We start from the raw sequence: 23,904 nt of genomic DNA, 5'->3' as shown, positions 1-23,904 counted from the left end.
GGTGAGTTGAAATGTTTGATAAAAAAGCAGCTCGTCTACGTCGAGCTAAGAAAACCCGCGCACATATCCGTTTCTTGGGCGTTCATCGTCTAACGGTTAACCGTACGCCGAAACACATTTATGCCCAGATTATCTCTCCGAACGGTGGTGAAGTGATTGCGCAGGCATCTACCTTAGACAGCAGTTTGCGTTCAGGCGCAACTGGTAACGCTGATGCAGCGACGTCTGTGGGCCAATTGATCGCAGAACGCGCAAAAGCAGCTGGTATCACTAAAGTTGCCTTTGACCGTAGTGGTTTTAAATATCATGGTCGAGTTAAAGCTTTAGCTGAAGCTGCTCGCGAAAACGGATTGGAGTTTTAATCATGGCTAGAAATGATAAAAATGATAAAAATGAACAGACTGACGGTCTAGTAGAACGCTTAGTTACCGTTGATCGCGTTGCAAAAGTTGTTAAAGGTGGTCGTATTTTCTCTTTCACCGCGCTAACTGTAGTTGGTGATGGCAATGGTCGTGTTGGTTTTGGTCGCGGTAAAGCACGTGAAGTGCCAGCTGCTATTCAAAAAGCACTAGAAGCTGCCAAACGTAATATGATTACTGTTGAGCTAAATGATGCAACTTTGTATCATCCAATCAAAGCACGTCATGGTGCTAGTAAAGTTTATATGCAACCTGCATCTGAAGGTACTGGCGTAATCGCTGGTGGCGCAATGCGTGCTGTATTAGAAGTTGCTGGTGTCAAAGATGTTTTGACTAAATGTTATGGTTCTACCAATACCGCTAACGTTGTTCGCGCAACGTTCAATGGTTTACGTGATATGTCAACTCCAGAAAAGATGGCAGCGAAACGTGGTAAATCTGTAGACGAAATCTTGGGTTAACTTAGACTAGGTGAGTTACGATGAAAAAAATGAAAGTCACTCAATTTAAATCGGGTGCCCATCGCCTCAAGAGCCACAAAGCGAGCTTGAAAGGATTGGGTTTACGCCGTATTGGTCATACTGTTGAAGTAGAAGATACTCCTTCAACACGTGGTATGGTCAATCGCGTCAACTACATGGTAAAAGTGGAGGAAGCGTAATGGGACTTAGATTAAATGAATTATCACCAGGTGTTGGCGCAAAGAAAACTGCCCAACGTCGTGGTCGCGGTATCGGTTCAGGTCTTGGTAAGACTGGTGGTCGTGGTGTAAAAGGTCAGAAATCTCGTTCAGGTTCTAGCATTCGCTCAGGATTTGAAGGTGGTCAAATGCCTTTATATCGCCGTCTACCAAAATTTGGTTTTACCAGTAAAATGGCCATGACGACTGCTGAAGTTCGTCTGTCTGAACTGAACAAAATCGAAGGCGATGTGGTTAGCATTGAAACATTAAAAGCTGCTAACCTTATCCGTCATGACATGAAGCGCGCTCGTATTATGTTGTCAGGCGAAGTTACTAAAGCTTATACCTTTAAAGGTATCAAAGTGACTAAAGGCGCCAAGCAAGCAATCGAAGCTGCTGGTGGTAGCATCGAGGAGTAGTAACGTGTCAAAACAATCAATGTCATCGGCTGGTATACCGCTCAATCCATTTGCATTTATACGTAAGTATGATGAATTATGGACGCGTTTATTATTCTTAATCGGCGCATTGATTGTTTATCGTTTAGGGTCACATATTCCAGTGCCGGGTATCAATCCGGTTAACTTGGCTGATCTGTTTTCGCGCAACGAAAATACCATTCTGAGTATGTTTAACATGTTCTCAGGTGGTGCACTAGAGCGTATGTCCATCATGGCGCTTGGCATCATGCCATATATTTCAGCATCGATTATTGTACAGATGATGTCTGCAGTACTGCCATCGCTTGAAGCCCTCAAAAAAGAAGGTGAAGCGGGACGACGTAAGCTAAACAAGTACACCCGTCAGGGCACACTTGCGTTAGCGCTAGTACAGTCATTAGGAATGTGTGCTGGCTTAATCAGTCAAAATCTTACCTTATCTTCTGGTCTGACCTTTTATATTCCAGCGGTTACCTCATTGGTAGCTGGTGCTATGTTCTTAATGTGGCTTGGTGAGCAGATTACAGAGCGCGGCGTAGGTAATGGTATCTCAATGCTCATTTTTGCGAGTATTGTGGCTGGTACGCCAGGTATGATTTCGCAGTCTATCGAACAGGTCAATCAAGGGCAGATGAACTTGATTGTACTCTTTATCTTTGTATTGCTAGGCATCGCGGTGACTGCTGGTATCGTTTATATTGAACGTGCTCAGCGCCGTGTACCAGTGAACTATGCACAGAAGCAACAACAAGGCCGCAAGATATATGCTCAGCAGCAGTCACACTTGCCGTTGAAGCTGAACATGGCAGGGGTTATCCCGGCCATTTTTGCCAGCTCGTTATTGTTGTTTCCAGCAAGTTTAGGGCAGTGGGTTGGTCAATCGGCTGATCCTACCTTGACGCAAAAGGTATTGCAGAATATGGCATTGGTGTTGTCTCCAGGGCAACCGCTATATTTGGTTCTGTTTGGCGCAATGATTATTTTCTTCTGTTACTTCTATACGGCATTGGTATTTAGTCCGCGTGAAGTCGCAGAGAACCTTAAACGTAGTGGTGCGTATATCCCAGGTATTCGCCCCGGACAACAAACTCAGCGTTACCTCGATCATGTATTAAACCGACTGACCTTTATTGGCGCGATGTATATGACGGTTATTTGTTTAATGCCAATGGTCGTCCAGTCATCGTTTGGTGTACCGTTTCAACTTGGTGGTACGTCGTTACTGATTATGGTGGTTGTGGTGATGGACTTCATCTCGCAAATCCAAGCGCACTTGATGACCCATCAATATCATGATCAGACGTTAATTCAATCGCCCACTCAACCTTAAATGAGCGGTACGATATCTCAAAGGAGTATGCTATGAAAGTTCAAGCATCAGTTAAGAAGATTTGTGGTAGCTGTAAAGTTGTGCGCCGTAAAGGCCGTGTACATATTATTTGTACCGCAGAACCTCGCCACAAGCAACGTCAAGGTTAATATTTAGTACTCTAAAGTGTTAAGCTTTAGTTACTAATTAAATTAATACTTGAAAAATGACGGCGGATGGGATATCATCCGCCACTTGCCGTAGTTTATGCAAAATCTTTTATAACATGGTCAATGAATGGGCTTGGTTACCAAGTCAAAACAGCGATAATAATTATAAAAGCTTTAGTATTGACAGCAACAAATCTGAAAAATAACGCCTTATCTATAGATAAAGCTTATTTTTCTTTAATGGAGAGAAATCAATGGCTCGTATTGCCGGCGTAAACATTCCGGATAATAAGCATGCTGTTATTTCACTAACTTACATCTTTGGTGTAGGTCGTACCACTGCTCAGAAAATCTTAGAAGCAGTTGGCATTGCCCCTACTACTAAAGTTAGTCAGTTAGATGATACACAGTTAGATGCTATCCGTGCACAAGTTGCAAATTACATGACTGAAGGTGATCTTCGTCGTGAAGTGTCAATGAATATCAAGCGTTTGGTTGATCTTGGTTGTTACCGTGGCATCCGCCATCGCCGTAACCTACCAGTTAGAGGTCAGAACACCAAGAACAACGCTCGTACTCGTAAGGGTCCGACACGCCCTCTCAAAAGATAATTAACTTAGGAAGCTAAAAGATGGCAAAAGACACTCGCAGTCGCAAAAAGGTGGCTCGTCGTTCAGTATCGGAGGGCATTGCCCATATCCATGCGTCTTTTAATAACACCATTGTTACGATTACCGATCGTCAGGGTAATGCATTGGCTTGGGCCACTTCAGGTGGACAAGGCTTCCGTGGTTCACGTAAATCTACACCATTTGCAGCTCAGGTTGCAGCTGAAGTCGCTGGTAAAGCGGCTCAAGAATATGGTGTTAAGAATATCGACGTTTTGGTCAAAGGACCAGGACCGGGTCGTGAGTCTGCGGTAAGAGCACTAGGTGCATTGGGTTATAAAGTCAACAGCATCTCTGATGTAACCCCAATCCCACACAATGGTTGCCGTGCGCCGAAAAAGCGCCGCGTCTAATATTAAAGACGAAGCTTTTTATCATAAGAGCTTATAGGAGACATAACAATGGCCCGTTATATTGGACCAAAACTCAAATTATCACGTCGTGAAGGTACAGACTTAGGCCTTAAGTCTGGTGTTAAACCATACGACGTAAAAACGAAAAAATCGGCTCGTCCACCTGGTCAACATGGTGTTAGCCGTAATAAAAGTTCAGAATACTCTCTACAGTTACGTGAAAAACAAAAAGTTAAGCGTATCTATGGTGTATTAGAGCGTCAGTTTGCAAACTACTACAAAGAAGCTGCTCGTAAGCGTGGCGCTACTGGTGAAAACTTGTTAGCAATGCTTGAGAGCCGTCTTGATAACGTAGTATATCGCATGGGCTTCGGCTCAACTCGCGCTGAAGCACGTCAGCTAGTTAGCCATCGCACTGTGATGGTAAAAAAAGCTGGCCGTGATGAGTTTGTTCGTGTGAACATTCCATCAATTCAGTTGCAAGATGGTGATGTCATCGCTATCCAAGAGAAGTCTCGCGAACAACTACGTATTAAAAACGCTATCGAACTAGCGACACAACGTGGTATTCCAGAATGGCTAGATGTTGACCACAGCAAACTACAAGGCACGTTTAAGAAAGCGCCTGATCGTATTGATCTACCTGCTGAAATCAACGAAAGCTTGATCGTTGAGCTATACTCTAAGTAAGTAACGTGATGCTCGATGTTATGAAAATAGCATTGAGCAATTGACGTTAATTAAACCAGTTTAATAAATCGAGGTGACATCATGATGCTAAGTGCAACTGAGTTTCTAACGCCGAATGCCATTAACGTGGATACGGTTAATGAAACGATTGCGAAAGTCACGCTCGAACCGTTAGAACGCGGCTTTGGGCATACCTTAGGTAATGCCTTACGTCGCATCTTGTTATCTTCATTACCTGGTGCTGCAGTCATTGAAGCTGAGATTGATGGTGTTGACCATGAATACTCAACGCTTGAAGGGCTACAAGAAGACGTGCTTGACTTGCTTTTGAACCTAAAAGGCTTGGCAATCACCCTTCATGACCAAAATGAAGTATTTTTGACCTTGGATAAACAAGGTCCAGGCACTATTACTGCTGCAGACATCACCTTGCCGCATAATGTTGACATTATCAATCCAGAATTGGTATTAGGCACATTAAGCGATCGTGGTCATCTTAAGATGCGTTTGCGCGTAGTAATGGGTCGTGGATATGAGCCAGCAAACCAGCGCCGTGAAGATGGTGACACTAAAGCGATTGGACGCTTAAAGCTTGATGCAAGTTTTAGTCCAGTACTTCGTGTTGCTTATCAGGTTGAGAACGCACGTGTAGAACAACGTACCGATCTTGATCGTCTCATCATTGAGCTTGAAACTAATGGCACTATAGATCCAGAAGAAGCAATTCGTAAAGCAGCCACTATTTTACAACAACAGATTTCTATCTTTGTTGACCTAGAAGCTGAAGAAGCGCCTGAGCCTGTGAAAGAAAAAGAAGAGGTTGATCCGGTGCTATTACGCCCTGTGGACGATCTTGAACTAACGGTTCGCTCAGCCAACTGCTTGAAAGCTGAAAACATTTACTATATCGGTGATTTGGTACAGCGTTCAGAGACTGAACTACTAAAAACCCCAAATCTTGGTAAGAAATCATTAACGGAAATCAAGGACGTATTAGCGTCTAAAGATTTGGAGCTTGGTATGCGCCTAGATAACTGGCCGCCAGCTGACCTTCGTGTTGATGATCGCTTTTCTTATCGTAGCCGTTAAACTTTAAGGATTTTTGACTATGCGCCATCGTAAGAGTGGAGTCAAGCTGGGTCGTACCGGCAGTCATCGTAAGGCAATGTTTCAGAACATGACCAACTCATTATTTGAGCATGAACTGATCAAAACAACTTTACCAAAAGCAAAAGAGTTACGTCGCGTTGCTGAGCCATTAATCACTATGGCTAAAGAAGACAACGTTGCTAACCGTCGTTTGGCATTCAGCCGTATGCGTAGCAAAGCTATGGTAGGCAAACTATTTGGTACTCTTGGTCCTCGTTACCAAGCTCGTCCAGGTGGCTATTTGCGTATCGTAAAATGCGGTTACCGTGATGGTGACAATGCGCCAATGGCTTATGTAGAACTGGTTGATCGTGACTAATTTTACACGCTAATTGTAAGATAAAAAAAGCTCCAATTAATTGGAGCTTTTTTTTATGCATTTTTTTTATGCATTTTTTATTTATAACAATAGCGAGCTGACATCAGCCGCACCTTGTCTAATAACCTCGGGCTGGCCACTGGTCATATCAATAATGGTAGTTAGCTTAGTGGTTTTAATGCCGGCATTTATCAAACCATCTATTTGATGACCCAATAAGTCTTCGATCTCAAAGGGATCGTCCAATATATCATCACGGTTTGGTAGTATTAAGGAGCTGGTCAGGATAGGTTCGTCCATGGCTTCTAACAGCGCCTGCGCAATAGGGTTGCTCGGTACTCGAATACCGATGGTTTTTTTCTTAGGATGCGCCAATTTCTTAGGCACATCTTTGGTAGCGTTTAAGATAAATGTAATCGGTGCTGGTGTATGGGCTTTTAGCTGTTTAAATTGTACATTGTCTACGCTTGCATAATTGGCAATTTCACTTAAGTCGCGACATAGCAGCGTAAATTGATGCTTATCATCAAGCGCACGTATTTGCTTGAGCTTTTCTAGCGCATCTTTGGCACCTAACCGGCAACCAAACGCATAACTGGTATCGGTAGGGTAGATAAGCAGCTGATCACTGCGTAATAAATCCGCCGCTTGTTCGATAAGTCGCGGCTGTGGATTCTCTGGATGAATGTAGAATACTTGCATAATCGTTCCTTATTTTATAATTATAGATTATTTGATATGGGATTTTTAATATAAAAATTTAATCCATCATGATTGAATCGAACAATTTTAATATCAGACTTTTTTCTGACTAACTATGCTAATAAACAATTAAGCATAGAAAAAATCAAAACTACCTATCCAGTATAGCGCAAAGCAAATATAAGTTTATTGGCACGGCGTTACTATGAGTAGGGAAACGTTAACGCTATAAAATGGATTATTTTTGATAAGTAGCAAATATGAGGTGAGCAGTATTGTGCAACTAAGCAGCGCTACAGATAGTCAATAATGCCTGCAATAACGTTTTGGCATCACGTGGTAGCGTATGAGGCTCAGCAATATAAGCTTTGGCTTGTTGATAGACGTCCTGCGCAAAGGTGCTAGTGCTGGTATCAAAGTCTGCAAATAGATTGTCCTGTGAGACTTGAAAATTACGCCCGCAAGCCAAGCTAAACAAACACTCCAGTGCCTGTGGTTTAATCTCTACACGCTCAAATGCCTGCTGCTGCGCTGCCGTGCGTCCATCAGGCGCATACCAGTAGCCAAAGTCGCTCAAGCTCCTACGCTCGCTACCAGTGAGGCTCCAGTGACTTAGCTCATGCAATGCACTTTGAAAGAAACCATGGGCAAATTCAATACGTGCTGGCTGATTGTTTTTGGCAGGAAAATACTCTGGTTCGCCCGCGCCGCGTACTAAGATAACCTGCTGCTCCGCAAACAAGGTATTGAATAAACTTATCAGCCAATCAGTCGCTGCTTTTTCATTCTCATCATTAGAGGTATTTGTACTTTGTGCATCTATGATTGGCTTTTCAGGAAAGGGTTTTGTATGTTGAGTATGGATAATCTGCTGCCATTGTTCTGACAGTGCTTTTAGCTGCGGCTTTACTTTGACCCTATCATTGGGTTTTTTATTGTCCAATGCCTGAAGACGTTTTAGTAAACGTTTGGCGTCAGGCGCAGAAAGTAAGTGAGAAAAATCAGGATCAACCACAGGCGATATCATATTAAAATAGTAACCAAGTAAGAGATTTATGGCGCTTTATACAGGCACAATAGAGTGACGCCGATAAAACAAAGCAAGAGGCAAACCTTTTGCGAAAATTAGTGTACAACAATTAGCATCAAAACCAGTGCTATAACTATTACTAAAGTTAGTGCCAAAAAATCTTAACATACTAGCGCTAGCGCTAATCAGTGCTTTCCGTTAGTATGGCAGGCAATATTATACACCGTTTTTGATGAATGAGGCCGCGCATGTCAAGCACCCCAACAAACAAGCCCTCAGCGCTTCAGGCTGATAAAGCATCAGTCCCTACGTCAGCGAATCTGCCAGAACATATCTCTTTAAGTAAATGGGAAGACAGTGGTTTTGAATGGGTAGGGCAAGTGGCACCGCGCTCTTTTGAGCGTCTTAATGCCTTACTGACGACCGAGCATCTACAGTCAGAGCTTGAGATTAAAGCAAATCTTTATCGCCGTAATAATGTTTTGCATCTCTCTTTTACCTTAACCGGTGAGATATGGTTAACTTGCCAGCGTTGTTTGCAACCGATTGCGATTGATTTGACCGATGATTATGATATCGCATTGCTCGATAATGAAAGCCAAGTGCGCTTGGTCGGTGAAGAGCAGGATTATTTATTGCTTGATGAAATTATCACTGAGCCGGCTCCTGAGCGTTTATTACCGCTTAAAAAACTGGTCGAAGATGAGATTTTATTGAAAACACCGATGGCACCAAAGCATGATGATTGCGAGATGAGTGTTGAGCAGTTCGGTGAGATACCAGAAGAAGAAGAAAATGAAAATCCTTTTGCGGCGTTAGCTTCGTTAAAAGGTAAGTTGTAGTCGTATAATTTGCAGTATGGGCAAAATTAATGGCGGCTTTATACCTTTTATCAGCTTTCTGCAGAAGAGTGGAAAGCAGGGCTTTATTAATTCGCGAAACATGCGTATAATGTCCCGTTTATTGCATTCTAGCAACCTGCCGCTGGCAGAGAGAAGCTGACCTTGCAAACGAACTATAGATTTTAGACGTAGTCAGCACTTTAATACGTGTGGCAATCTATTTAACTAATGATGCGTAAGACTTAGGTTGTTGTGATTATATAGCCTCTGTCAGTATCGATTAAAGCTGAATTTCAAGCTTATCCCTTTTAAGTATAGGAGCTATATCATGGCTGTTCAAAAAAGTCGTAAAAGTCGTTCTCGTCGTGACATGCGCCGTTCACATCATCGTATGGAAATCGCTGAGTTAAGCATCGACGCCACCACTGGTGAAAAGCATCGCCGTCATCACATGACTAAAGATGGTTTCTATCGTGGTCGCCAGTTGTTTAAAGTTAGTCAAGACGCTTAAGTTATTTGCTAATTGATGGTTGATGCAAAATGATGATAGTTCCGATAACTATCTATGATTTTACACAGTTATTATTGGGCAAGCAGTTTGAGCAAACGAAAGCCAAGTTATTTCGCTATCATATATTATGTAGCTAGATAACTTGGCTTTTTGTTATTGGTTTTTTAACAGTAATTCATTTTAAGTAGTAAATATTATAAATTTAAGCAGTAAATATTATAAATAAACCGTTTTACGCCATTGGCTTGTTGGCAGCTATGCTAATTGCCTGCGTCAGTGTATAGTTTAACCACCGTTAGCTGTCTTAAAGGAATAATGATAGCCATCACTTTATATCATAAATCTTCTAATTATTTTCTAATTCTATAATGCACCCCATTAATTTAGGGGTATTTCCAATTAAATAAGGAATATTGGTTATGGCCTCTGTACCCGATATGATAAAGAAACAACCCACTCGCATCGCAGTTATGTTCCCAGGACAAGGCTCGCAAGTCGTCGGAATGCTGAGTGAGCTTGCTGAAACCTATCCTAAAATTCGTGATACCTTTGCTGAGGCGAGTACGGCGCTTGGTGAAGATTTATGGGAAATTTGTCAGGACGAAGACAAGCTCAATCAAACCCAATACACTCAGCCGGCTTTATTGACTGCTAGTATCGCTGTTTGGCGCATTTTACAACAAAAAATAAAAGACAAGCCTTGTTACCTAGCGGGTCATTCTTTAGGGGAATATAGCGCCCTGTGTGCGGCTGGTGTGATAACGCTTGCTGATGCCGTCAAGCTGGTACATAAGCGTGGCCAATTGATGCAAGAGGCGGTGGTTGGTATTGATACTGCAATGGCAGCCGTACTAGGTCTAGAAGACCACCGGGTTGAGAACTTGTGTGAACAAGCTACCGAGCATGTTGATGATGCCATTGTCGGGGCAGCAAACTTTAACAGTCCCGGACAAGTGGTGGTTTCAGGTAATGCCGCAGGCGTCAACGCCGTCATTGATAAAGTCCAAAATACTGGCAAAAAAGCCATTCCATTAAAGGTCAGTGTGCCATCGCATTGTGCCCTTATGGAACCTGCAAGCAGTGCCTTGGCCGAAGAGCTAGCGGCTATTCAGTTTGATCAAGCGACTATTCCTGTGATTCAAAACCGTCATGCACGGGTCGAAACCAGCGCCACGGGCATCAAGCAGGCATTGACCGAGCAGTTAAGTGAACCTGTCTTATGGTCAAAAACCATGCAAGAGCTGTCGGATAAACAAATTAATATTTTAATCGAGTGTGGCAGTGGTAATGTCCTGAGCAATTTGGCCAAGCGTCAAGCGCATCCTATTGCCAGTTATCCTACCGACAAGCCCGCCCGTCTAGATAAGTTAATGGAGGTATTATCATGAGCCGTACGATTACATTAGTGACCGGTGCTAGCCGCGGTATTGGCAAAGCCGTTGCCAAACGTTTTGCCAAAGAAGGCCATTTTGTCATTGGCACCGCGACCACAGAAAAAGGCGCGGCACTTATTGATGATTATTTACACGATAGCGGCGGTATTGGTCGAGTATTAGACGTACGTGATACCGCGCAGATTGATAAGCTGTTTGAAGAGATTGAAAGCGTCTATGGCGCGGTACAAGTATTGGTCAATAACGCTGGTATTACCCAAGATGGCTTATTGATGCGCATGAAAGATGAAGATTGGGACAATGTGCTTGATACCAATTTAACCTCAGTCTATCGTATGAGTAAACGTGCGGTACGCGGTATGATGAAAGCGCGCCGTGGTCGTATCATCAATATCACCTCTGTTGTCGCCCAAATGGGCAATGCGGGCCAATCTAACTATGCTGCGACCAAAGCTGGTGTAGAAGGTTTTAGCCGTACGCTGGCGCGCGAGATTGGCTCAAGACAGGTGACCATTAACTGTGTCGCTCCAGGTTTGATTGAAACAGACATGACCGATGAGCTCGATGAGCGCTTACTCAATTCAATGCTCGATGCGGTGCCGATTAGCCGCCTTGGTCAGCCAGAAGATATCGCCGCGGCGGTCTCATTCTTAGCAAGTGATGAAGCCAGTTATATCACCGGTGCGATTATTCCAGTTAATGGTGGCATGTATATGTAGCATTAGAATTTATTATTCTAATTAAGCGTTACATACTTATAATAAAAAACTCTGTGAACGAGTGTAAACTATAATAAAGGGTGCTATAATGACGGATACTTTTTTGTCAAAGCCCTGTATGATAGCAAGGCTTTACCAGACATTAGTCAAAACGTATAATTGGTTATAGTGCACTCAGACAGCCATATTAATCTGAACATCCCATTTTATATATAATGCTATAGTGCCCAATACGGGACTATAGCAATTTGTCAAAATAATAGATCAAAAAGGAGAAATCTACATGAGTAATGATACCGAGCTAAGAGTTAAAGCGGCAGTAGCAGAACAATTGGGTATGAATGTTGAAGACATCAACAACGATGCATCATTTATGGAAGACTTAGGCGCTGATTCATTAGACCTAGTTGAATTGGTTATGTCATTTGAAAGCGATTTTGGCATCACTATTCCTGATGAAGATTCAGCAGAACTAACCACAGTTCAAAAAGCAATTGATTACGTGCAAGCGCAGCTATAATTAGCGATTAGCTTAAACCATTTGATATGACCGTTTATCTTAATAGATAAGCGGTTTTTTTTGCTTATTTTTTTATAGCTTATTTTTATAAATATCGTCTGGCTATCTATTATTGTCTTTCTTAATTTGGCGTAATAGCTTTTATACATTACTCGTTACCATTAACGATTACGTTAACATAAGCTACGCCAAATCAACATTACTCAACATACTATTACTATTCATCGCTGATACCTTTGCTTATACTCATAATGGTAAGCAAAAAAGGATGGTAACCGCTAGGCGTTATCATCGTAAAAATAACCATGCATAATAATTAATAATATTTTAAGGAGCAGTTATATGGGTATGTTCAGTTTTGCAAAAGATATCGGTGATAAAATCTTTAACCGTGATGATGCCAAGCATGACGCTAAAGCAGAAACCAAAGCGGATGCCAACACCCCAGTACAAAGCAGTGAGCCATCAGCTCAGTCTGTTGCCAATATTTTACTGCGTCGTATTCAGCAACAAAACCTGAATATCAGCGATTTAAAAATCAAATACAACGGCTCAACCGATACTGCTGAAATCAGTGGTAAAGCGAAAACACAAGCAGACCGTGAAAAAGCCATTATTGCTATCGGTAACGTGCAAAACGTTGCTAAAGTCATCGATAATATCGATATCGAAGAAGATGCGCCTGAATCTACTATGTATACGGTAAAATCTGGTGATAGCTTATCTAAAATTGCAAAAGACGTTTATGGTTCAGCGAATGATTATATGAAAATCTTCGAAGCCAATAAGCCAATGCTTTCTGAGCCAGATAAGATTTATCCTGGTCAAGTATTGCGTATTCCTAAGCCATAAGATGATTTTGAATATTAAAATATAGACTTTTAAACATAAATATTTAAAGTTACATGCTAATAAAAATGCCTCTTACTAAAATAAGAGGCATTTTTTTTTGGTATATTTGCTATAGAAGTTATGGCTTAAAGCTTTCTAATTTTTCCTGCTGCTCCTTGATAGCCCAAGTAATATGCTCATCGAGCATGGCATTATGGATGCCCAATTTTTGCTGAAGTTGAAAGGTTATTTCTGCGCTACCATCCGCATTGCCAAGAGCAATGGCAATATTACGTAAAAAATTCACATAACCCGTGCGTCTCAATGGGCTACCTTCGGTCTTTTTCATAAACTCTGCTTCCTGCCATTGCCATAGCTCAAGTAAACTGCTGCTATCAAGATTGTGCCTCGGCGCAAAGTCCTCTACCGATGTCAGGTTGGCGTAGCGATTCCATGGGCAAATAAGCTGACAGTCATCGCAGCCAAAGATACGATTACCAATGGCGCGGCGGTATTTGGTGTCTATAATGCCATCGTGCTCAATGGTGAGATAAGAGATACAGGCAGAGGCATTAAGCTCGTAGGGCGCGATAATCGCTTGGGTAGGGCAGATGTCGATACAAGCGCTGCAGCTGCCACAATGCTCTTTAACCGGCTCATCATCGGGCAGCTCGAGGCTCATAAACAGCTCACCCAGTACAAAAAATGAGCCAGCTTGTTTGTTGATGAGTAGGGTATGTTTGCCCGTCCAACCAAGACCTGCTGCGTCGGCAATAGGTCGCTCAAAGATAGGAGCAGAGTCACTAAAGGGTCTAAAGATAAAATCTTGCTCTGAGCCGATATTAAGATGCTGCCATTCAGGAAGCATGGCTTCGATTTTTAATGCCAATTGCTTGAGGCGACTACGCATTGTTTTATGATAATCGCGACCTCGAGCATAACGGGCGATGATACCTTGATTGGGATAAGCATTATCAGTGACCGCTCGCGGTGTGGGAGTTTGGGTTAAATAATCCATGCGTACGCTGATGATGGTTTTGGCGCCTTCTACCAGCTGTTCGGGATGGGTACGCAAATGATGGTTATTATGCATAAACTGCAATTGCCCCTCATAACCTTTAGCTAGCCATTGCTGTAGTCGCTCAGTCTGCTGAACAAATAAAGGATGATGCACCGATAAAAAACCACAGTCAGCAAAGCCTAGAGCTTGGGCTTGGGCTTTAATCCATTGCTTTACCTCAGATGGCGTTGCAAAGGTTGGCGCATTATTAACATCAATTTTTGTTTGTCGTACATGATTGGGCGTAGTCGTCTGCGCTGCTAACGCCTGTGTGTCTGGCTGTATTAACTGAGACTGAGTAGGTTGGGATTTGCTATTCATAGTGAGCTATAAATGATAATGTGAATAGCTGTATGATAAGCCAGTGAGCCAAGAGCGCAAGTAGCAAAATAAATAAATCTGGATTTATACTATATCTGATCGAACCTAACATTTGAATAAGCTCATAGGGATGATAAGTCATCCTATTATTAAAATAACAAAGCTATTAAATAAAATAAGCGAGAATCAACCATGCCAGTACCAGTCAATTTATTAGCAAATAGCACTATGCCTATCGCGCTATATAACAGTAAACAACTTTATGCTATGGAACAGGCATGGTTTACAGACGGTCATGATAGTTTTGGACTGATGAAACAAGCGGCATGGCAAATGGCGCAGTATATTGCGGCGCTTTATGAGCAAAAATCCCTAAATATTCATGCATCAGATAATATTGATTTTTACCGTCGTCCTGCTTATTCGCATCGAGTCAGCATTTGGGTGGGCAAGGGGAATAACGGTGGCGACGGTTGGGTGATTGCTTATTATTTGCAGCAAATGGGCTGGCAAGTAGAGGTCATAGCCGTTGGTTTTGATAGTCATGAGTTTGAGATAGCTAATACAACGCAACATCTTAACGAGAAAAAAGCGCTATCTGATGCAGAAAAGGCGCTACAAATAGCGTTGTCTACTAACTGTTCTTATCAGCACTTTGAAGACAGTAATGATAATGATAATGAGAAAGTAAATAAGCAGTGGCAAGCGGATGTTTATATCGATGCGCTATTCGGTATTGGTTTAGATCGTGCGCCTACAGGTATTTATAAGCAGGCAATTTGCGCTTTTAATGCTGCTATTCAGGATGATAGTGCTTTGGCGATTGCGGTTGATATTCCCAGCGGATTGGTTGCTTCTACGGGTCAAGTATTCGACCAAATAGCGGTGCAAGCTGATGCGACGGTATGCTTAATTGCGCGTAAATTTGGTTTGCATACTAAAGATGGTATGGATTATAGCGGAGAAGTGATGGATATACCGCTGATACCGTATCAAATGGATAGTGAGGCATTTAAGCCAGTTGCCAAATTAATGACGACTGCACATGCTTTAAATCCTCGTCGGCAAAACAGCTATAAAGGCAGTTATGGACATGTACTGGTCATTGGTGGTAATCGTATTGATGGCTCCCAAGGGATGGGCGGTGCCGCTATCCTTTCGGCCTCGAGTGCGATGGCAACAGGGGCTGGTAAAATCACCGTAGCCTGTCACGAGGCATTTCATGCGGCGCTATTAACCTCACTGCCAGATGCAATGACGATGAATTTACATGATACAGATGGGGTAAAAGACCTTATCAAGGAAGCCAGTGTGATGGCTATCGGTATGGGACTGGGCCGTGATCAAAAAGCAAAAGCAGTGTTTATCACTTATATTGAAGCTGCGATAAGAGAAGGTAAGCCGATAATCATTGATGCGGACGGTCTTTATCATCTGGCAGCATTACATCTCGATGAACATCAATTAATCACACAGCTAAAAGAGCATAGCGCTAAGCGTCAGGTTTGTTTCACCCCGCATAGTGGTGAAGCCGCTAAGTTATTAAATAAAAAGATTAGTGAGCTAGAAGCTGATAGGTTAGTAGCGATAAAACAGTGTGCCAAGATATATGGTGGAGATTGGGTATTAAAAGGCGCAGGGTCGTTGATTTTGGAACAGGATAAAGCAGAGCATCATGTTTATGTTTGCGGCGTCGGTAACGCTGGCATGGCAAGCGCTGGTATGGGCGATGTGCTATCAGGTGTGATTGCAGGTCTGCTAGCTCAAGAAGATTTAAACGAAGCAGCGCGTAGTTTGCACCAAGCGGTGCTTCTTCATGGGTTGGCAGGAGACTGCTTAGTCAAACAAACGGGGAAATTAAACAGTATGACCAATAATGATAGGTCATTACTTGTCGGTCAACGAGGCTTACAAGCGCAAGATATGCCCGCTGCTATTCGTCATGTTATGCAATTGCTGACTGAATAATTAATAACTCAGTCATTATTGATAAGCGTTAAATAGAGCGTCATTAAAATTCTTGAAAAAATAATTAAAACTAGGTTTTAGCACCATTACAATATTGATTGATCGCTTGCTGTACACGCTCACGCTTTAGCTCAATTTCACGGCCATCTAAATATTGACGTTTACCGTTGGCATCCATCTCATAAATACGTCCGCCAACATTGAGGTTGGTCAAATTGTTACGTAATGACTGGCAACGTTGAGCATTGGCCTGCGCCTCTTGCTCTTTGATACGCGCTTCTAACTGCGCCACCCGCTGTTCTTCTGCGCTTTGTGGTGCCGCTTGGTTGGCTTCAGTTTTACCAGCTAATTGCCCAGCATTACTTTGTCTACCGTCACTGCGAAATTCAATCACTTCGATATTTCTACCATCTTGCGGGGCATGTTGGCTATATTTCACCTCACCATGCGCGCCGATAGACTTATAAACCTGAATGGCATAACTGGCATTGATTGGTAGCATGAGCATACACGCCGTGCTGATACTCATAAGCAGTTTGGCAGCGGTATTTATCGTAGACGCATATGCCATGGTAACAATCCTCTTAATAGGTAAAAAACGGATATATTTATCAGTTAAGGATAATATTTAAACGTCTTAATAACAATATAAATACATTAGCGTTTGATTCTAGCAAATAATACTTATAAATGTACATTATTTAATAACTAATAGTTAGGTATAGGGTTTAGAAGTTTTTCTTGACAATGGTGCCCAAACCACCGAATATAATAGCAGTTGATTGGTCAGTGAGCGGCTTTTATGATATTGCCGTGGCACTTGAAAATAAGGACTAGCGGTTGCTTATCAGTAGCTCGCTTAGCTGTATTTTCTTTGTGACAAGAATATAAAATAGATGGTCATTATCGCAATGGTTATCAGATGCTATATTTATTGTCTCCGGACTTATCCGTCTACAATGACTAAGATAAACTTATTATTAGTGTGTTTGCTAAGATTTGGCTGTAGTAAAAATAGGGCATAATGTGTGGTTATAACATTTACTCATCAAACAGGTTATAAGATTTAGCGATCCTATAATGTGGTAACCATTTTGAGATTTGTTTTTTCATGCGCTATCGATTTATTTATTACTGGCGTAAGCTCGTATTCATCACAAATAATAAGCTTCTTTTATAGGTGCATTCGCATCTTGTCACTTGTCTATCGATAAACTCCTGTCACAATACTGACCTTACATATATTGCTGTGTTTGAGTGGCTTGCTGTCTTATAAAACAGCGTTACTTAGATATGGTGGGCACACATTCTTGATATGGACAAGGATTCGTATTTATTTTAAAAGCCGGACAACCCTATGTAAATATCGTGGTTTTCTCTTATAAATAAACGCCAATTCTTGCCACAAAAAAAGGTGATGACAGTGACGCAAACCACGCAAAGTCCAAATATGACTGGACATACCCAAACGGGTAATGCCGCCAAAAATTTTGAAGAGAAGCAACAACGCCTTGCTGAAGGTAGCGATCAGCCTGTGATGCTATCTGGCGCTGAGATGTTGGTGCAATCACTCACCGATGAAGGGGTCAAATATATTTTTGGCTACCCAGGCGGTGCTGTTCTGCATATTTATGATGCCTTGTTTCAACAAGAGAATATCGAGCATATTTTAGTACGTCATGAGCAAGCAGCCGGTCATATGGCAGATGCTTATTCGCGAGTCACAGGTCAGACAGGGGTGGTCTTAGCGACTTCAGGTCCGGGCGCTACCAACACGGTGACGGCTATTGCCACCGCCTTTATGGATTCTGTGCCGATGGTGGTCATCGCAGGTCAGGTACCTAGTAGCCTAATCGGTGAAGATGCCTTCCAAGAAACCGATATGGTTGGTGTATCGCGTCCTATCGTGAAGCATAGCTTTCAAGTGCGCCATGCTAGCGAAATTCCTATGATTGTCAAAAAAGCCTTTTATATTGCCCAGTCTGGGCGCCCCGGTCCTGTGGTCATCGATGTGCCAAAAGACATGACCGCGCCTAGCGAGAAATTTGCTTATGAATATCCGAAAGAGGTATTTATACGCTCATATCAGCCGTCATTAAAAGGTCATAGTGGTCAGATTAAAAAAGCGGTTGAAACGCTGCTCGCTGCTAAGCGCCCGATCATTTACTCTGGTGGCGGTGTTGTTTTAGGTAATGCACATAAAGAGCTGACTCATCTTGCGCATCGCTTGAATTTACCAGTAACCAATACCCTAATGGGCTTGGGTGCCTTTCCTGGCTCTGATAGTCAGTTCTTAGGAATGCTTGGTATGCATGGCACGTATGAAGCCAACATGACCATGCATCATGCTGACGTCATTTTGGCAATTGGGGCGCGTTTTGATGATCGCGTAACCAATAATGTCAAAAAATTCTGTCCGAATGCGACGATTATTCATATTGATATTGATCCTACGTCCATCTCGAAAACGATTAATGCGCATATTCCGATCGTGGGCGATGTCAAATCTGTCCTTACCGATATCCTAGAGATTGTCGGTGATGATAAAGAGCTAGAACAACATGCATTGTTAGATTGGTGGTCACAAATTAACGAGTGGCGTAAGCGTCATGGCCTGCGTTATGACACCAGCACTGACAATGGCATTAAGCCACAAGCGGTCGTGCAAGCTTTAGATAAAGTGACTAATAGTAACGCGATTATCACCAGTGACGTCGGTCAGCATCAGATGTTTGCGGCGCTTTACTATACCTACAATGAGCCGCGTCAATGGCTAAACTCAGGTGGTCTTGGTACCATGGGCGTTGGCCTGCCATACGCAATGGCGGCGAAGCTTGCTAACCCTGAGCGCGACGTGGTTTGTATTACCGGTGAAGGCTCTATTCAGATGAATATCCAAGAGCTCTCAACCTGCCTACAGTATAATTTGCCAGTTAAAATATTAAACCTAAATAACGCCCAGTTAGGTATGGTAAAACAGTGGCAAGACATGCTGTATGAAGGCCGTCATGCACAGTCTTATATGAATTCATTACCGGATTTTGTCAAATTGGCCGAAAGCTATGGTCACGTCGGTATTAAAATTACTGATCCTGCGACTATGGAAGCACAGTTGGCAGAAGCCATGGCCATGACAGATAAATTGGTATTTATCGACGTTTATGTCGATCGTAACGAGCATGTGTATCCGATGCAAATCGCTGGGCAAGCGATGCGTGATATGTGGTTAACAAAAGGGGAGCGTACCTAATGCAACAACAACATCTCATTTCGGTATTGATGGAAAACGAAGCGGGTTCGTTGTCGCGAGTGGTTGGTTTGTTTTCTCAACGTGGCTACAACATCGAAACTTTGAACGTTGCCCCAACAGACGATCCGAGTATTTCTCGCTTAACGTTAACCACTATTACCTCACCTGAAAAAATTGAACAAATCACCAAGCAATTGCATAAATTGATTGAAGTGGTTAAAGTGCTTAATCTATCAGATAATGTACACGTTGAACGCGAGCTTATGCTAATCAAAGTACGAGCGACAGGCGGTGTACGTGAAGAGATTAAACGCAGTGCCGATATTTTCCGCGCACAAATCGTTGATGTAAATTCAAACCTTTATACCATTCAAATCGTCGGTGACAAAGCCAAGCTTGATGGCTTTATCGATGTGATTGGCCGCGAACGTATCATGGAAGTCGTGCGTTCGGGTGTGATTGGTATTGCACGCGGCGAAAAAACGCTAAGCTTATAATCAGCGTTTATTGCAAAATATACGGTTTTAAGCTTGGTATTTTAAACTTATTTATTCAACACTTAACATAGCGCTTATATAGCAAATCACTTTACGACAGTGACTGTAATCTAGGCGTTTATTTATCCATGGCCCGCCATGATTGAGGAAAAGGACTCTACTTATGAACGTTTATTATGACAAAGACTGTGATCTATCGATTATCCAAGGCAAAAAAGTTGCTATTATTGGTTACGGTTCACAAGGCCATGCACACGCACTTAACCTCCAAGATTCAGACGTCGATGTGACCGTTGGTCTACGTGCCAACTCTGGCTCATGGAAAAAAGCGGAAAACGCTGGTCTAAAAGTTGCGGAAGTAGAAGAAGCGGTAAAAGCTGCTGACGTCATCATGATTTTGACACCTGATGAGTTCCAAAAAGAGCTCTATCAAAATGAGATTGAACCAAATATCAAAGAAGGTGCAACATTGGCTTTCGCTCATGGTTTTGCGATTCATTACAACCAAGTCGTTCCACGTAGCGATCTTGACGTTATTATGGTTGCGCCTAAAGCACCAGGCCATACTGTACGCTCAGAATTTACCAAAGGCGGCGGTATCCCAGATTTAATCGCTATCTACCAAGACGCATCAGGTCAAGCTAAGCAGTTAGCCTTGTCTTATGCTGCTGGTGTTGGTGGTGGTCGTTCAGGTATCATCGAAACCACGTTTAAAGATGAAACTGAAACTGACTTATTTGGTGAGCAAGCGGTTCTTTGTGGCGGCGCTGTTGAGCTAGTTAAAATGGGCTTTGAAACCCTAACAGAAGCAGGCTACGCACCAGAAATGGCTTACTTTGAGTGCTTACATGAGCTAAAGCTTATCGTAGACCTCATGTATGAAGGCGGTATCGCTGACATGAACTACTCAATCAGTAACAACGCTGAATACGGCGAATATGTGACTGGTCCTGAAGTTATCAATGAGCAATCACGTGAAGCTATGCGTAATGCGCTAAAACGCATCCAATCTGGCGAATACGCAAAAATGTTCATCAGTGAAGGCGCAACCAACTATCCATCAATGACGGCACGTCGTCGTAACAACGCTGAGCATCAAATTGAAGTGACTGGTGCTAAATTGCGCGGCATGATGCCTTGGATTGGCGGCAACAAAATCATCGATAAAGACAAAAACTAATTGGCTAGTGAGCGATTAGGTAATTAATCGCTCATCTAGAAATCAAAACCCGTGTTATCACTTGATGGCACGGGTTTTTTAATGGCTATTATTTCAATAAGCTAAGTAAGGTTTTCATGTCAATTGCTTTAATATTGGTTGAAAACGCAGCATCTCTGCCTCATATAGACAGCCTTCATCATTTTTATCAATGACTTTGTCTTATTTAAAGCGTTATTTCATATCGCTTCTTATTCTTATTTTTTCTTGATTACAGGTTGTCTGTTGTGCAAATACCAAATCCTAACTGGCTAACGCCGCAATTCGCATATATTACTCTGAGCGCTATCGTGGCTGTTTTGATATGGATAGAGGGGGAGATGCTCAAAAGCAATCAGGGTAAGTTGCCAAAGTCAAAATTTTTCCAAATCAGCTCCTTGATTGATACCGCTTGGTTTTTTGTCTCGACGGTCGCCTTATATGTTATCGATCTAGCGCCATTAGCGCTCGCAGTTCCGGTTGCTTATAGTATTTATACCATCTATGGTTGGATATACGGCACACGGCTACTCAAACGCAAGGGCATACCAGATTCACCGAAAGACTTGGTGGTTCCAGCTAAGTACATCGCTTATAGCCAATCGTTTTCCTTGATATTTTTTGCCCTATGTCTACTGGTATTATCGTCACCATGGCTACCGTTACCGCAGTAGATATCGAGTTAAACAGTTAATTTATTAATTTTATCATTAAGAAAAACGTGATGAGTGTTCGTTATAGTTTGCTAAATAACGACAAATAGTTATGAAAATCAATAGCTTAGATAGATTTACGTCATCCTAACCATTCCCTTTACATAAGAAGTGAATTATTTACAAAAAAAAGTAATTTAACCTGTTGCAGTTGAGAAAAGCTGTTATAATCAGCTTGTACTCAAAGGATTTGAGGCGAGGACAGATAGTATATCTTCTAGATATATCAAGGGTTTAAGCCGTCGCATTCAGCAGAAAATACTTGAGTATATATCAATTAATCGGTGATGACACACGTCTCGCCAACAGTTAAAGAGTTAGGAAAATTTATGTCAGATAAAGTTGAAGGCACTGTAAAGTGGTTTAATGAAGCTAAAGGTTTTGGTTTTATCGCTCAAGACAATGGCGGACAAGACGTATTCGCTCACTACAGCGCTATCCAAGGTAACGGTTTCAAAACTCTAGCCGAAGGCCAAAAAGTGTCTTTCATCTTAGGTGATGGCAAAAAAGGCCCACAAGCTGAGCAAATCGAAGCTATCTAATCTTACTGATTATTGAGTCATACTGATTTATCAGTTTACTTAATAGCAAAAGATTATTAATAAGCATTGATTCCTTTGTTTGTTAAAACAATAAAAATACTGTTTAGACTTTAAAAAAAAGCAACCTCTCATCAGGTTGCTTTTTTTATGCAATTTTCTAAGAAAATAGACTACATATTTAATATCACTAAGCTTGTTCTCATTGATTTTAAATAGAATATAGGCGATCCGCTATAAAATGAACACAGAGCTACTGGTATTCATTTTGCGCAGCCTCTGTCTGCGTAGGCACAGCAAGCAAGGAAAATGAATACTAGTAGCGCATTATAATACTTGTACTTATTTTATTTAGGACTGACTATAGAAGCCTAAATCAAGAGATAATTATCAAGTTAAGTGATTCGTAAAGCATAGAAAGCATAATAAATATTGTACTGCTAACGGTTTTTAATAAGATAAATGGTTCATTTATGCGCTTATAGACGCTTTTTGCAACAGTGGTGACAAATTTATGACGCATTATTCACGGCGTTGCCTTGACCTTAGCACTGTGCTCACGCAAGATAGATGGGTCTGATAATTACGGTTGGCTTAGCTTTAACAGGTTTTAATATTTTACTTTTAAATTTTGATTATTGGTAAAAAGCAAGTATTATGCCAAGACACTTTTGGCGATTGGCTTATGAGTGTTTAGTTAAAATTTCTGTTACTGTAGTAATAACCTTTAGTGGTATTTTGAACGACGATTTGAACAACAGTTTGAAAAAGATGAACCTCTGGTTCTTAACTGGCAATTTTTAATTCATAACATTAATAAACGAGGAACGTATGAAAGCATTAGTAGCGGTCAAGCGTGTCATTGATTACAACGTAAAAGTTCGTGTAAAAGCTGATAATTCTGGCGTAGATTTATCTAACACTAAAATGTCAATCAACCCTTTTGATGAAATTGCTGTTGAAGAAGCGGTTCGTCTAAAAGAGGCGGGCGTGATTGATGAAATCATTGTGGCATCAATTGGTCCAAAAGAGTCACAAGAGCAGATCCGTGCAGCTTTAGCATTGGGTGCTGACCGTGGTGTCTTGGTAGTGACTGACGCAAAACCTTATCCACTACAAATCGCTAAAATCCTAAAAAGTATCGCAGAGGCTGAATCTACCGATATTATCCTGTTGGGTAAACAAGCTATTGATGATGATAATAACCAAACCGGTCAGATGCTAGCGGCATTGATGGGTATTGGTCAGGGTACGTTTGCGTCAGAAGTGAAAGTTGATGGCGGTAAAGTAAATGTCACTCGTGAAATCGACGGTGGTTTACAGACCCTAGCGCTTGATCTACCAGCGGTTATTACCACTGACTTACGTTTGAATGAGCCACGTTATGCTAAATTGCCTAACATCATGAAAGCGAAGAAAAAGCCACTTGATGAGAAAACGCCTGCTGATTTTGGTGTTGATATGGCATCTAAGCAAGAAATTATCAAAGTCGTGCCACCTGCTGAGCGTAAAGCTGGTATCAAAGTGGGTTCAGTTGACGAGTTGGTCGATAAGCTAAGAAATGAAGCAAAAGTTATTTAATTGTTAATACTTTGCTACGGCATATCCTG

29 protein-coding genes are annotated in these 23,904 nt (G+C 41.9%); 25 read left to right on the top strand and 4 right to left on the bottom strand.

Translation table 11 applies throughout. The features are described from left to right. Positions 1-11 precede the first annotated feature (11 nt). The 12 genes from rplR (at position 12) to rplQ (ending at position 6,199) form a co-directional block, all read left to right on the top strand. Positions 12-362: a 50S ribosomal protein L18 gene (gene rplR / locus JMX50_RS10220; protein WP_149490924.1), complete on the top strand. Its 351-nt coding sequence runs from the start codon at positions 12-14 to the stop codon at positions 360-362. A gap of 2 nt (positions 363-364) precedes the next feature. Further along, entirely contained in the window at positions 365-880 is a 516-nt protein-coding gene (rpsE, locus tag JMX50_RS10215) for a 30S ribosomal protein S5 (RefSeq protein WP_010196711.1), read from the top strand. Positions 881-900: 20 nt separating this feature from the next. Then, entirely contained in the window at positions 901-1,080 is a 180-nt protein-coding gene (gene rpmD / locus JMX50_RS10210) for a 50S ribosomal protein L30 (RefSeq protein ID WP_068408453.1), read from the top strand. After that, positions 1,080-1,520 (top strand): 50S ribosomal protein L15, encoded by a 441-nt coding sequence (rplO, locus tag JMX50_RS10205; RefSeq protein ID WP_068034621.1) that lies wholly within the window; start codon positions 1,080-1,082, stop codon positions 1,518-1,520. The genes rpmD and rplO overlap by 1 nt, the downstream gene beginning before the upstream one ends. Before the next feature lie 19 nt (positions 1,521-1,539). Beyond that, positions 1,540-2,871, top strand: coding sequence for a preprotein translocase subunit SecY (secY, locus tag JMX50_RS10200; RefSeq protein WP_201629504.1), 1,332 nt, complete (start codon positions 1,540-1,542; stop codon positions 2,869-2,871). A 32-nt stretch (positions 2,872-2,903) separates the two neighbouring features. Continuing rightward, a complete protein-coding gene (gene rpmJ, locus JMX50_RS10195) occupies positions 2,904-3,020 on the top strand; it encodes a 50S ribosomal protein L36 (RefSeq protein ID WP_010196721.1) in 117 nt (38 codons plus the stop codon). Between the two features lie 66 nt (positions 3,021-3,086). After that, complete coding sequence (locus tag JMX50_RS10190; RefSeq protein WP_201624038.1) at positions 3,087-3,296, top strand: hypothetical protein; 210 nt, start codon at positions 3,087-3,089, stop codon at positions 3,294-3,296. Then, on the top strand, positions 3,275-3,631 hold the full coding sequence (rpsM, locus tag JMX50_RS10185; RefSeq protein ID WP_021813384.1) for a 30S ribosomal protein S13: 357 nt from the start codon (positions 3,275-3,277) through the stop codon (positions 3,629-3,631). The genes JMX50_RS10190 and rpsM overlap by 22 nt, the downstream gene beginning before the upstream one ends. A gap of 20 nt (positions 3,632-3,651) precedes the next feature. Continuing rightward, positions 3,652-4,041 (top strand): 30S ribosomal protein S11, encoded by a 390-nt coding sequence (rpsK, locus tag JMX50_RS10180; RefSeq protein ID WP_010196728.1) that lies wholly within the window; start codon positions 3,652-3,654, stop codon positions 4,039-4,041. 48 nt (positions 4,042-4,089) lie between these two features. Then, positions 4,090-4,731 (top strand): 30S ribosomal protein S4, encoded by a 642-nt coding sequence (rpsD, locus tag JMX50_RS10175; protein ID WP_011279807.1) that lies wholly within the window; start codon positions 4,090-4,092, stop codon positions 4,729-4,731. Positions 4,732-4,812: 81 nt separating this feature from the next. After that, on the top strand, positions 4,813-5,820 hold the full coding sequence (locus tag JMX50_RS10170) for a DNA-directed RNA polymerase subunit alpha (RefSeq protein WP_068408445.1): 1,008 nt from the start codon (positions 4,813-4,815) through the stop codon (positions 5,818-5,820). A 19-nt stretch (positions 5,821-5,839) separates the two neighbouring features. Then, on the top strand, positions 5,840-6,199 hold the full coding sequence (gene rplQ / locus JMX50_RS10165) for a 50S ribosomal protein L17 (protein ID WP_183621142.1): 360 nt from the start codon (positions 5,840-5,842) through the stop codon (positions 6,197-6,199). Between the two features lie 81 nt (positions 6,200-6,280). Here rplQ and JMX50_RS10160 read toward each other — a convergent pair whose 3' ends face one another. Together JMX50_RS10160 and JMX50_RS10155 are read right to left on the bottom strand one after the other, a co-directional pair. Further along, on the bottom strand, positions 6,281-6,901 hold the full coding sequence (locus JMX50_RS10160; RefSeq protein WP_201619949.1) for an L-threonylcarbamoyladenylate synthase: 621 nt from the start codon (positions 6,899-6,901) through the stop codon (positions 6,281-6,283). Between the two features lie 283 nt (positions 6,902-7,184). Then, complete coding sequence (locus JMX50_RS10155; protein ID WP_201629443.1) at positions 7,185-7,928, bottom strand: elongation factor P hydroxylase; 744 nt, start codon at positions 7,926-7,928, stop codon at positions 7,185-7,187. Positions 7,929-8,179: 251 nt separating this feature from the next. Here JMX50_RS10155 and JMX50_RS10150 point away from each other — a divergent pair, with 251 nt between their 5' ends. From JMX50_RS10150 to lysM, 6 genes are all read left to right on the top strand, one after another. After that, on the top strand, positions 8,180-8,773 hold the full coding sequence (locus tag JMX50_RS10150) for a YceD family protein (protein ID WP_201629442.1): 594 nt from the start codon (positions 8,180-8,182) through the stop codon (positions 8,771-8,773). A 328-nt stretch (positions 8,774-9,101) separates the two neighbouring features. After that, on the top strand, positions 9,102-9,284 hold the full coding sequence (rpmF, locus tag JMX50_RS10145; RefSeq protein ID WP_079691010.1) for a 50S ribosomal protein L32: 183 nt from the start codon (positions 9,102-9,104) through the stop codon (positions 9,282-9,284). A gap of 419 nt (positions 9,285-9,703) precedes the next feature. After that, positions 9,704-10,672 carry an ACP S-malonyltransferase gene (gene fabD / locus JMX50_RS10140; protein WP_201629441.1) on the top strand — a complete coding sequence of 323 codons (969 nt, stop codon included), beginning with the start codon at positions 9,704-9,706 and terminating at the stop codon, positions 10,670-10,672. Continuing rightward, positions 10,663-11,397 (top strand): 3-oxoacyl-ACP reductase FabG, encoded by a 735-nt coding sequence (fabG, locus tag JMX50_RS10135; protein ID WP_265088596.1) that lies wholly within the window; start codon positions 10,663-10,665, stop codon positions 11,395-11,397. Before fabD ends, fabG begins: the two co-directional genes overlap by 10 nt. Positions 11,398-11,680: 283 nt before the next feature. After that, positions 11,681-11,917: an acyl carrier protein gene (gene acpP, locus JMX50_RS10130; protein ID WP_025652201.1), complete on the top strand. Its 237-nt coding sequence runs from the start codon at positions 11,681-11,683 to the stop codon at positions 11,915-11,917. A 342-nt stretch (positions 11,918-12,259) separates the two neighbouring features. Next, the gene (gene lysM / locus JMX50_RS10125) at positions 12,260-12,769 is read left to right on the top strand and encodes a peptidoglycan-binding protein LysM (protein WP_201562638.1); all 510 of its coding nucleotides are present in this window, start codon (positions 12,260-12,262) and stop codon (positions 12,767-12,769) included. A gap of 118 nt (positions 12,770-12,887) precedes the next feature. On the opposite strand, the gene queG is transcribed toward lysM, so the two are convergent. Then, on the bottom strand, positions 12,888-14,129 hold the full coding sequence (gene queG / locus JMX50_RS10120; protein WP_201629440.1) for a tRNA epoxyqueuosine(34) reductase QueG: 1,242 nt from the start codon (positions 14,127-14,129) through the stop codon (positions 12,888-12,890). A 192-nt stretch (positions 14,130-14,321) separates the two neighbouring features. On the opposite strand from queG, the gene JMX50_RS10115 reads away from it, so the two are divergent. Next, the gene (locus JMX50_RS10115) at positions 14,322-16,097 is read left to right on the top strand and encodes an NAD(P)H-hydrate dehydratase (RefSeq protein ID WP_201629439.1); all 1,776 of its coding nucleotides are present in this window, start codon (positions 14,322-14,324) and stop codon (positions 16,095-16,097) included. 70 nt (positions 16,098-16,167) lie between these two features. Here the strand turns inward: JMX50_RS10115 and JMX50_RS10110 are convergent, their stop codons facing one another. Next, on the bottom strand, positions 16,168-16,668 hold the full coding sequence (locus JMX50_RS10110) for a DUF4124 domain-containing protein (RefSeq protein WP_201629438.1): 501 nt from the start codon (positions 16,666-16,668) through the stop codon (positions 16,168-16,170). Between the two features lie 966 nt (positions 16,669-17,634). Here JMX50_RS10110 and JMX50_RS10105 point away from each other — a divergent pair. The 6 genes from JMX50_RS10105 (at position 17,635) to JMX50_RS10080 (ending at position 23,875) form a co-directional block, all read left to right on the top strand. Further along, the gene (locus tag JMX50_RS10105; protein ID WP_201629503.1) at positions 17,635-19,347 is read left to right on the top strand and encodes an acetolactate synthase 3 large subunit; all 1,713 of its coding nucleotides are present in this window, start codon (positions 17,635-17,637) and stop codon (positions 19,345-19,347) included. Continuing rightward, positions 19,347-19,844, top strand: a complete 498-nt coding sequence (gene ilvN / locus JMX50_RS10100) for an acetolactate synthase small subunit (RefSeq protein ID WP_183621152.1) — start codon at positions 19,347-19,349, stop codon at positions 19,842-19,844. The genes JMX50_RS10105 and ilvN overlap by 1 nt, the downstream gene beginning before the upstream one ends. 163 nt (positions 19,845-20,007) lie before the next feature. After that, positions 20,008-21,024: a ketol-acid reductoisomerase gene (gene ilvC, locus JMX50_RS10095; RefSeq protein ID WP_201562628.1), complete on the top strand. Its 1,017-nt coding sequence runs from the start codon at positions 20,008-20,010 to the stop codon at positions 21,022-21,024. 266 nt (positions 21,025-21,290) lie between these two features. After that, a complete protein-coding gene (locus JMX50_RS10090) occupies positions 21,291-21,716 on the top strand; it encodes a hypothetical protein (protein WP_201619956.1) in 426 nt (141 codons plus the stop codon). 368 nt (positions 21,717-22,084) lie between these two features. Then, positions 22,085-22,297 carry a cold-shock protein gene (locus JMX50_RS10085; protein ID WP_057758834.1) on the top strand — a complete coding sequence of 71 codons (213 nt, stop codon included), beginning with the start codon at positions 22,085-22,087 and terminating at the stop codon, positions 22,295-22,297. Between the two features lie 828 nt (positions 22,298-23,125). Beyond that, the gene (locus tag JMX50_RS10080; protein WP_201562624.1) at positions 23,126-23,875 is read left to right on the top strand and encodes an electron transfer flavoprotein subunit beta/FixA family protein; all 750 of its coding nucleotides are present in this window, start codon (positions 23,126-23,128) and stop codon (positions 23,873-23,875) included. Positions 23,876-23,904: the final 29 nt, after the last annotated feature.

Origin of the sequence: Psychrobacter maritimus (assembly GCF_904846345.1) — a bacterium.
In the GTDB taxonomy this organism is placed as follows: domain Bacteria; phylum Pseudomonadota; class Gammaproteobacteria; order Pseudomonadales; family Moraxellaceae; genus Psychrobacter; species Psychrobacter maritimus.
This window is presented reverse-complemented; position numbering and strand designations above follow the sequence as displayed.

Coding starts and splice junctions, on each gene's coding strand:
- rpsK (WP_010196728.1), top strand. CDS start 3,652: ATGGCAAAAGACACTCGCAGTCGCAAAAAGGTGGCTCGTCGTTCAGTA.
- JMX50_RS10105 (WP_201629503.1), top strand. CDS start 17,635: ATGCTATCTGGCGCTGAGATGTTGGTGCAATCACTCACCGATGAAGGG.
- queG (WP_201629440.1), bottom strand. CDS start 14,129: ATGAATAGCAAATCCCAACCTACTCAGTCTCAGTTAATACAGCCAGAC.
- JMX50_RS10085 (WP_057758834.1), top strand. CDS start 22,085: ATGTCAGATAAAGTTGAAGGCACTGTAAAGTGGTTTAATGAAGCTAAA.
- rplQ (WP_183621142.1), top strand. CDS start 5,840: ATGCGCCATCGTAAGAGTGGAGTCAAGCTGGGTCGTACCGGCAGTCAT.
- JMX50_RS10080 (WP_201562624.1), top strand. CDS start 23,126: ATGAAAGCATTAGTAGCGGTCAAGCGTGTCATTGATTACAACGTAAAA.
- rpsD (WP_011279807.1), top strand. CDS start 4,090: ATGGCCCGTTATATTGGACCAAAACTCAAATTATCACGTCGTGAAGGT.
- acpP (WP_025652201.1), top strand. CDS start 11,681: ATGAGTAATGATACCGAGCTAAGAGTTAAAGCGGCAGTAGCAGAACAA.
- JMX50_RS10190 (WP_201624038.1), top strand. CDS start 3,087: ATGGGATATCATCCGCCACTTGCCGTAGTTTATGCAAAATCTTTTATA.
- rpmF (WP_079691010.1), top strand. CDS start 9,102: ATGGCTGTTCAAAAAAGTCGTAAAAGTCGTTCTCGTCGTGACATGCGC.
- JMX50_RS10150 (WP_201629442.1), top strand. CDS start 8,180: ATGTCAAGCACCCCAACAAACAAGCCCTCAGCGCTTCAGGCTGATAAA.
- rpsM (WP_021813384.1), top strand. CDS start 3,275: ATGGCTCGTATTGCCGGCGTAAACATTCCGGATAATAAGCATGCTGTT.
- rpmJ (WP_010196721.1), top strand. CDS start 2,904: ATGAAAGTTCAAGCATCAGTTAAGAAGATTTGTGGTAGCTGTAAAGTT.
- fabD (WP_201629441.1), top strand. CDS start 9,704: ATGGCCTCTGTACCCGATATGATAAAGAAACAACCCACTCGCATCGCA.
- rplO (WP_068034621.1), top strand. CDS start 1,080: ATGGGACTTAGATTAAATGAATTATCACCAGGTGTTGGCGCAAAGAAA.
- JMX50_RS10155 (WP_201629443.1), bottom strand. CDS start 7,928: ATGATATCGCCTGTGGTTGATCCTGATTTTTCTCACTTACTTTCTGCG.
- JMX50_RS10170 (WP_068408445.1), top strand. CDS start 4,813: ATGATGCTAAGTGCAACTGAGTTTCTAACGCCGAATGCCATTAACGTG.
- ilvC (WP_201562628.1), top strand. CDS start 20,008: ATGAACGTTTATTATGACAAAGACTGTGATCTATCGATTATCCAAGGC.
- rpsE (WP_010196711.1), top strand. CDS start 365: ATGGCTAGAAATGATAAAAATGATAAAAATGAACAGACTGACGGTCTA.
- JMX50_RS10110 (WP_201629438.1), bottom strand. CDS start 16,668: ATGGCATATGCGTCTACGATAAATACCGCTGCCAAACTGCTTATGAGT.
- ilvN (WP_183621152.1), top strand. CDS start 19,347: ATGCAACAACAACATCTCATTTCGGTATTGATGGAAAACGAAGCGGGT.
- lysM (WP_201562638.1), top strand. CDS start 12,260: ATGGGTATGTTCAGTTTTGCAAAAGATATCGGTGATAAAATCTTTAAC.
- JMX50_RS10115 (WP_201629439.1), top strand. CDS start 14,322: ATGCCAGTACCAGTCAATTTATTAGCAAATAGCACTATGCCTATCGCG.
- rpmD (WP_068408453.1), top strand. CDS start 901: ATGAAAAAAATGAAAGTCACTCAATTTAAATCGGGTGCCCATCGCCTC.
- JMX50_RS10160 (WP_201619949.1), bottom strand. CDS start 6,901: ATGCAAGTATTCTACATTCATCCAGAGAATCCACAGCCGCGACTTATC.
- secY (WP_201629504.1), top strand. CDS start 1,540: ATGTCATCGGCTGGTATACCGCTCAATCCATTTGCATTTATACGTAAG.
- rplR (WP_149490924.1), top strand. CDS start 12: ATGTTTGATAAAAAAGCAGCTCGTCTACGTCGAGCTAAGAAAACCCGC.